3 protein-coding genes and 1 pseudogene are annotated in these 6,595 nt (G+C 47.1%); all 4 read right to left on the minus strand.

The window, feature by feature from the left end; all coding sequences use genetic code 11:
* Positions 1-3,273, minus strand: coding sequence for a hemagglutinin repeat-containing protein (locus ACFOMG_RS09320; RefSeq protein ID WP_376866217.1), 3,273 nt, complete (start codon positions 3,271-3,273; stop codon positions 1-3).
* Positions 3,274-3,416: 143 nt separating this feature from the next.
* The gene (locus ACFOMG_RS09325; RefSeq protein ID WP_376866199.1) at positions 3,417-3,890 is read right to left on the minus strand and encodes a hypothetical protein; all 474 of its coding nucleotides are present in this window, start codon (positions 3,888-3,890) and stop codon (positions 3,417-3,419) included.
* Positions 3,887-5,743 carry a hypothetical protein gene (locus tag ACFOMG_RS09330; protein WP_376866200.1) on the minus strand — a complete coding sequence of 619 codons (1,857 nt, stop codon included), beginning with the start codon at positions 5,741-5,743 and terminating at the stop codon, positions 3,887-3,889. The genes ACFOMG_RS09325 and ACFOMG_RS09330 overlap by 4 nt, the downstream gene beginning before the upstream one ends.
* A 180-nt stretch (positions 5,744-5,923) precedes the next feature.
* Positions 5,924-6,139 (minus strand): annotated as a pseudogene (locus ACFOMG_RS09335) (hemagglutinin repeat-containing protein); the annotation flags it as partial.
* Positions 6,140-6,595 lie beyond the last annotated feature (456 nt).

Below are 6,595 nucleotides of genomic sequence, written 5' to 3' on the forward strand. Positions count from 1 at the left end.
CTATTCACTGATCCATGGACCTACAGGTTTACCGCTACGATCCAACTCTCGATATTTTTTACCGGTCGGTCCTCGATCACTCCAATCGACTCCATGCTCATGTGGAACTGAACGACCATCAGCACCACGGCCTAGCTGACCATGAGTACGTTGCTGCCCATAATCCTCTCTTGAGAACATTCTTCCTTTTTCATCATAGTAAGTAATACTCTTACTTCCATCTGGACGGGTTTGCTCATGAATAGAATTTGGCTGGTTTGTTTTGGGTGCACCAGCAGTCTTATTCCCTCCAGTTACTTGAGTGTGAGGGGTATTTACCTTCGTTGCAACATCAACCGGCTTAGCTTGTTCAAAGCCCGGTGCGCTCGTTTGAGGCTTAGGCTTCAGAGGTCGACTACCAGTCACCTCTAAATTATCAAACGCATCGTTTCGATCCTCAAACTCAAACTGCTTAACACCACCCGGTAATGTACGATCTAGTTTTTCATCGTACATTTCTCTGGCACTGCCGGAGTTTCCTTTGATCGGCCCTGTTGGTTGCATCGTGATAACATGCAGGTTTTCAACATCATCATCTTTCCAATCCTTTTTAACCGCTGTTAAGTCACGTGCCTCTTGTACAGTTTCAGGCAATCTGTCTTTACTTGCCCATCCACCGATAGCTGGCTTACCAGCAGCAATCGCTTCTAGTTGACCTTCGGTCACAATCATTTCTAATTGATTGTTATCACCCGGAAGCAGAGTTTCATTGGTAACCGTTGTATTATCACTCCAGGCTGGTTCTTTATTATTCTCAGCCATAGAGTTATTTACAGACTCAGAAGAGTTTCTGTTATGTACAACGGCATCATTAGTTGGAGCATTTTGCCCCACCATTTCAGCATCACCGATCGCACTACCATTATTCCCTGATGGTAAATCAGCTTTAGTTGCTACTTTGTCGTAGATATCTCCGGCCTGCTTCAAGCCAACTTTCGCTGCAGCACTCTCAACTACTGCAACCCCAACGGTTTTCGCAAGCTCTACCGAGGCATTTCTGTCACCCTGATGTGTGTCAGAACTAAAGGAATCCTGAACACGCTGACCATTTTTATACTCATGGTCACCAACAATTTTTTCCAGACCTTCTTTCGCCTCAATTCCACCAAAAGTCGCCAACGCAACACCTGCTGGCACGGCCGCACAGCTAATCCCCAGAGATGGGCCACAACCTGCCACACCACCACCGGTTATGAGGCCCCCACCAACAACACCGGCAACACCGCCCGCTGCCTGTGCTGCGCCATCTGCTTTAGCCACCAATTTTTCAGCGCTATCAATACCATCATTGATCACATCCCCTGCACCATACTGAAACTGCTGTTCATCGCTGACTTCAGTACGCGTCGTCGCAAGGAAGTTATTCGTAATTTCCGTTTCTTCCTGAGCAACCGTACTAACCCCTAAATCGTCAAGCGTAGCCAAAATATCAACGCCTTCCGTAGCCTTAATACTTTCTCCTTCTGCTTGCAGAGCGCTTAGCTTTTCATATAAAGGATCATTCTCTGAAACACCTGCTGCGCACTGTACTTCTGCGCAGGCTAAAGCATCTAAACGCTCTAACTGCAGTTGTTTGTCTGCATCATTGCTATCGCTGCGATTGATTTTATCCCGCGCTTTATCCAGCATACTGGCTTCATTGCGATTCAGCTGGCGAGCTTTGAGGTCGTTGTTGTTAATGGCGGCGATCTGCTGGGTGCCACGCTGAACGTTGGCGCTGTTACGATTGGCATTATTCCAGTCTTGCTGGCTGCTACTGCCCTGAGTGCTTTGCCCAGCCAGGCCACTGTAGGCTTCCCAGACTTCTCCTGCACGATCACCACGATTCGTCGCCAATGTCGTTTGATCATCGCGGCTAAGCCCACCTGCCTGGCCATTCTGAGCCATTTCATGACGAGCCTGCTCATGCACCAGCGTTGATACGGTGTCGGTACTATTGGTCATATCGGTGTTGTCGATATTGACGTAAATACCGTCACCATTTTCGTGATACGCACCTTCAACCTCGGTTTTGTTGACGGCGGTGCTGTCGATAGCGAGGGTGTTATCCTGCAGTTGCGAGCCATCGTAAAGCGAGATGTCTGCGCCGTTTTCCAGCCCCTGAGCATCGGTCAGTGCATCGCTCAGATTTTGCAGACCTTCTTCACTGCCTTCTGCACCTTCGTCACCACGAAGTTTAGCCTGCTGCGCTTCGTCCGCAGCTTGTTTCGCCAGGACTTTACGATCAGTGGCGTAATCGTCAACACGCTCAAACACATCAGTCGCGCCCAGATCAGTTGTGGCAACATCTTCGATGGTTTGTCCAATTTCCTGTGCATGCTGCGAACTGTCGACAAAGTCTTTAGCAATAGAAGAACGCCCTTCCTCACTCGCCAACCGATGATCCACGGTCACTGTGGCATCCAGCCCTGCGGTTTGCTGGTCTTTGGTAATTTCCTGGCTGCTGTTCAGGTCGCGATTTGTATCGGCCAGGTCATGTGCAGCACCGTCCTTCTTCGTGACATTGCCCCCACCTAAAGTTGCAAAGGTGGTTTGCTCACGTTCATGGCCATTACTGGTTAAACCAACGGTGGTACTGCCGGTTCCCGAATAACCACTGGTGCTGACATTAAAGCCATCACTTTGGCTGTGATTTTTATCCTGGATGTCTTCGACGATGAGTTCGTCGGTGATGAGCGTCAGGTTGTTGTTATCGGTTAATGTTCCGTCTTCGTTTCTTGTAGCGCTGGCAACCACTGCACCGCGCACAGTGGTTTTATCGGCGCTGATATTTACTTCGCCTGTTCCACTGCTGCCGCCAATAAGCGTTGTCTGCGAGTTCACCCATTGTGAGTCAGAGTTGCTGTTGTTCTGGTTTGCACCAAAACTACCCGGGCTCAAATCCGCGTCTGCACCAAAGTTACCGCTGACGTTGTAGCCTTCGGTTTTACTGCTGGATGTGGCAACGTCCTGCACACTTTCAATCAGCAGATTGCTGGTTTCAATATCGATATCGCCCGCGATTTCAACATTGGCTCCCGACAGCGTCAGGTTCTCACTATTGCTGCTCAGGCTACCGGCGTTAATGGTGCTGTTGATATGAGTTTTGCTGTAGCTGTCGGAGTCAGTATTGCTACCACTGGCATTTACTCCTCCGGCCAGGTCTGAGCCGCCCGAGCCGTAGCTTGCGGTTACTCCGGCGGTGCGAGTGGTCTCAGAGCTACGGCTGGTATTTTCTTCTATACCGGCTTTGATGTTTTAATTGAAAGGGAATATATAAAGTGCCCACCTGCAATGGTGGGCATTGATAAATTTTTTATTTTTTAAAGAACGTGGAGCTATATATGTGCCAGGTCAGGCCTGAACCACCCCATCTAACTAGTTAGTTTTCTATTACATTAATATTTTTTATTTCCTTTAAAAACAATTGCATAGACCTTATCACTAGGATCTACTTTTTCACCTAAAAAAAGAAATGAATATTTTTCTGTCTCTATCTTTTTATGAATAAAAGAACCATCAACTGCAATTCTATATGCCGCCGACTCCTGATAATTCTCACCTTGATGTTTCAGCCAGTCAGAAATACCTTCGTATGAATAGTCGTCTAAACCTTGAATAATCCCCACCGGATTATTATTAACTGGACCAGAATAAGCCTCAATATTCATCTCAACAGCCCTTCTTGCAGCCTCATCCGAGTCAGCCCACAAAAATGACCGGACTATATTCTTAGATGACGTTATTAGATATATATCATCAGAGTATTTATATAGCTTTGAAGATAATATATGTGAATCACAAATACTATCGACCACATCAGAAAGCAACTCTTTTCCGGTCAGTTTTTTCAAAGAAACTTTACCAATCATTTTGGCCACCTTGATATTTCACTTCTGACATCGCCATTCTCCAACGCCTCCAGTGCATCGTCTTTGAGCTCACCATCCGGCAAACTATTAATCACTTCCCGCGCCTCATTAGTCCACCTCCTGGTTTTATCATCAGACACCTTTGAAGGATAACTCCCGCCATCCTTTCTATATTTAGCGTCCCATAACACTACTTCACCAGTTGAGCTGTCAAATGTAATATAGTCTACCCCAGGGGCAGTTACTTTCCCAGGGCCTTGTATCCCAATATGACCACTATCAATTGCCCCCTGATAGCCTCTTATCTCTCCAATAGCACCATTAACATGATTTATATTAGCCCCCGATATTCGATTATCTTCTGTGTCCTCTGCCATCATCACCAGATCATCCACGGTGATCGGCGTTTCCTGATAACCGCCACTATTTGCGTTTGTATCCGTTCCTACCGGTATATTTTCCAGCAAACCATTACCGGTGCTTTCCTCTGACGGGGTCGTATATGGCCCTGTGTCCAGATCTGTGATCTGATTTCCACCTGTATTACTGTCTCTTGGGTTGGTTTCTTCTATCGGTGTTTCATAACGGCCATCACCAAGGTCGACATTATCCAGCACTGAGAACTGCTGATCTTCGGCTGGAGAGGCTTCCAATATTGCTGGCGCCTGGTCTTTGACTCCGAAAAAATCTTTAATATCATCCTCAACGACTTCAAAACCGACTGCCGTTGCAAGAGCTGCTCCCGCCGTCACGGCTTCTGGCGAGGCTACCAATACAGGTACCGCGATTTGTAAAAAATCGTCACCTTTACTCTTATCCAGCTGGTTATAGCTTTCTGTCTGGACTCTTACCTTGATACTGTCATTACCCATATGCTGATTTTTATCAGCCATACTGCCATTGCCGGTTACGGACATGGCAACATTAGTGTAATCACCAAAGTTATTCCCATACTGAGTGGCGTAAATTTCGTTATCTTGTTCGCTGTACTTTGTCTCACTGCCATCATGATCATCCATCGCATGGAACATCTCATGCCCTACGGTAGTGACTAAGCCTTCCGTGTCACTGATAAGCGCATCGTTGATATAAGCATTCTGGGTTTCTTCTGAATAGAACCCATGGCGCTCGAAGATCGCACCGTCTTTAACAACATGATCCTGGCCATCAGCTACCAGTACATTTTGGTAATCGCCTGTACTGTAACCCAGTTCGACCATGACACTGCGTGTCAGTTGATTAAGCATGGTTTCTTTTTCGACCGGCGTTAAATCCTCACGCTCAAGTTGCACCGCTAACTCTGGGTTGTTGGCAATTTCGGATTTGATGGCTTCGTACGTTGTGTGGGATTTTCCGGTTTCTTTAAAGAAGTCAGTAACACCAACACGGTCGGTAGTGGCAATTAATGTCACCGTATCGACGATCATGCCTGACTTGGTGATGTCTTCCTGGATTTTCGCGCGCCCCTGTTCCGTGGCTAACCGGTGATCAACCGTCACTGTGGCATCCAGCCCTGCGGTTTGCTGGTCTTTAGTAATTTGCTGGCTGTTGTTAAGGTCGCGGTTGGTATTCTCCAGGTTGCGGTCTTCTCCATCACGGTTTTTAACCGAGCCACCACCTAAGGTTGCAAATGTGGTTTGCTCTCGCTCATGACCATTACTGGTCAGGCCAACGGTGGTACTGCCGGTACCCGAGTAGCCACTGGTGCTGACATTAAAGCCATCACTTTGGCTGTGATTTTTATCCTGGATGTCTTCGACGATGAGTTCGTCGGTGACTAGCGTCAGGTTGTTATTATCCGTTAAAGAGCCATCGTCATTGCGCGTGGCGCTGGCAACCACTGCACCACGCACAGTGGTTTTATCGGCGCTGATGTTTACTTCGCCTGTTCCACTGCTGCCGCCGATCAGGGTGGTTTGGTTATTTACCCACTTGCTGTCGCTGCTGCTGTTGTTCTGGTTTGCACCAAAACTACCCGGGCTCAGATCCGCTTCTGCACCAAAGTTACCGCTGACGTTGTAGCCTTCGGTTTTACTGCTGGAGCTGGCTTCGTCTTGCAGGCTTTCTATGGTGAGGTTGCCGGTATCGATGTCGATGTTGCCGGCGATTTCAACGTTGGCACCAGAGAGGGTTAGGTTGTCGCTGGTGCTGGTTAAGCTGCCTGCATTGATGGTGCTGTTAATATGAGTTTTGCTATAGCTTTCAGAATCGGTGTTGCTGCCACTGGCATTTAAACCACCACTTAGGGCATCGGAACCACCAGAGCCCTAGCTTGCGGTTACTCCGGCGGTGCGAGTGGTTTCAGAGCTACGGCTGGTATTTTCTTCTGTACCGGCTTTGATGGCTAAAATGGAAAAATGAGAAGGGGATATATGAAAATGCCCACCTGAATTGGTGGGCATTGATAAATGTTTTATTTTTAAAGAGCTTGGGACTAAATAGGTGTCAGATCAGGTCTGAACTACAACATGTTATTTCATCATGTATTTTTTTAGCAAAGATATAGTGTTCCTTAGCATTATACTTAGAGTTTAAAAAAGAGAATAAAAAAACTTTTTGTCCTTAGAAAATCCCATAAGAGACTGTAGATAAAACTGTGTAACTGCTTATCATCCCCTAACCATCAGGATAAGCAGTTATGAACAAGAAAGACCTTGAAGCCTTTGCACTCGAAGCCGCCAAAGGCATTAAAACTCAGGAAGATC

This window comes from Bacterioplanoides pacificum, assembly GCF_042648445.1.
GTDB lineage: Bacteria > Pseudomonadota > Gammaproteobacteria > Pseudomonadales > Oceanobacteraceae > Bacterioplanoides > Bacterioplanoides pacificum.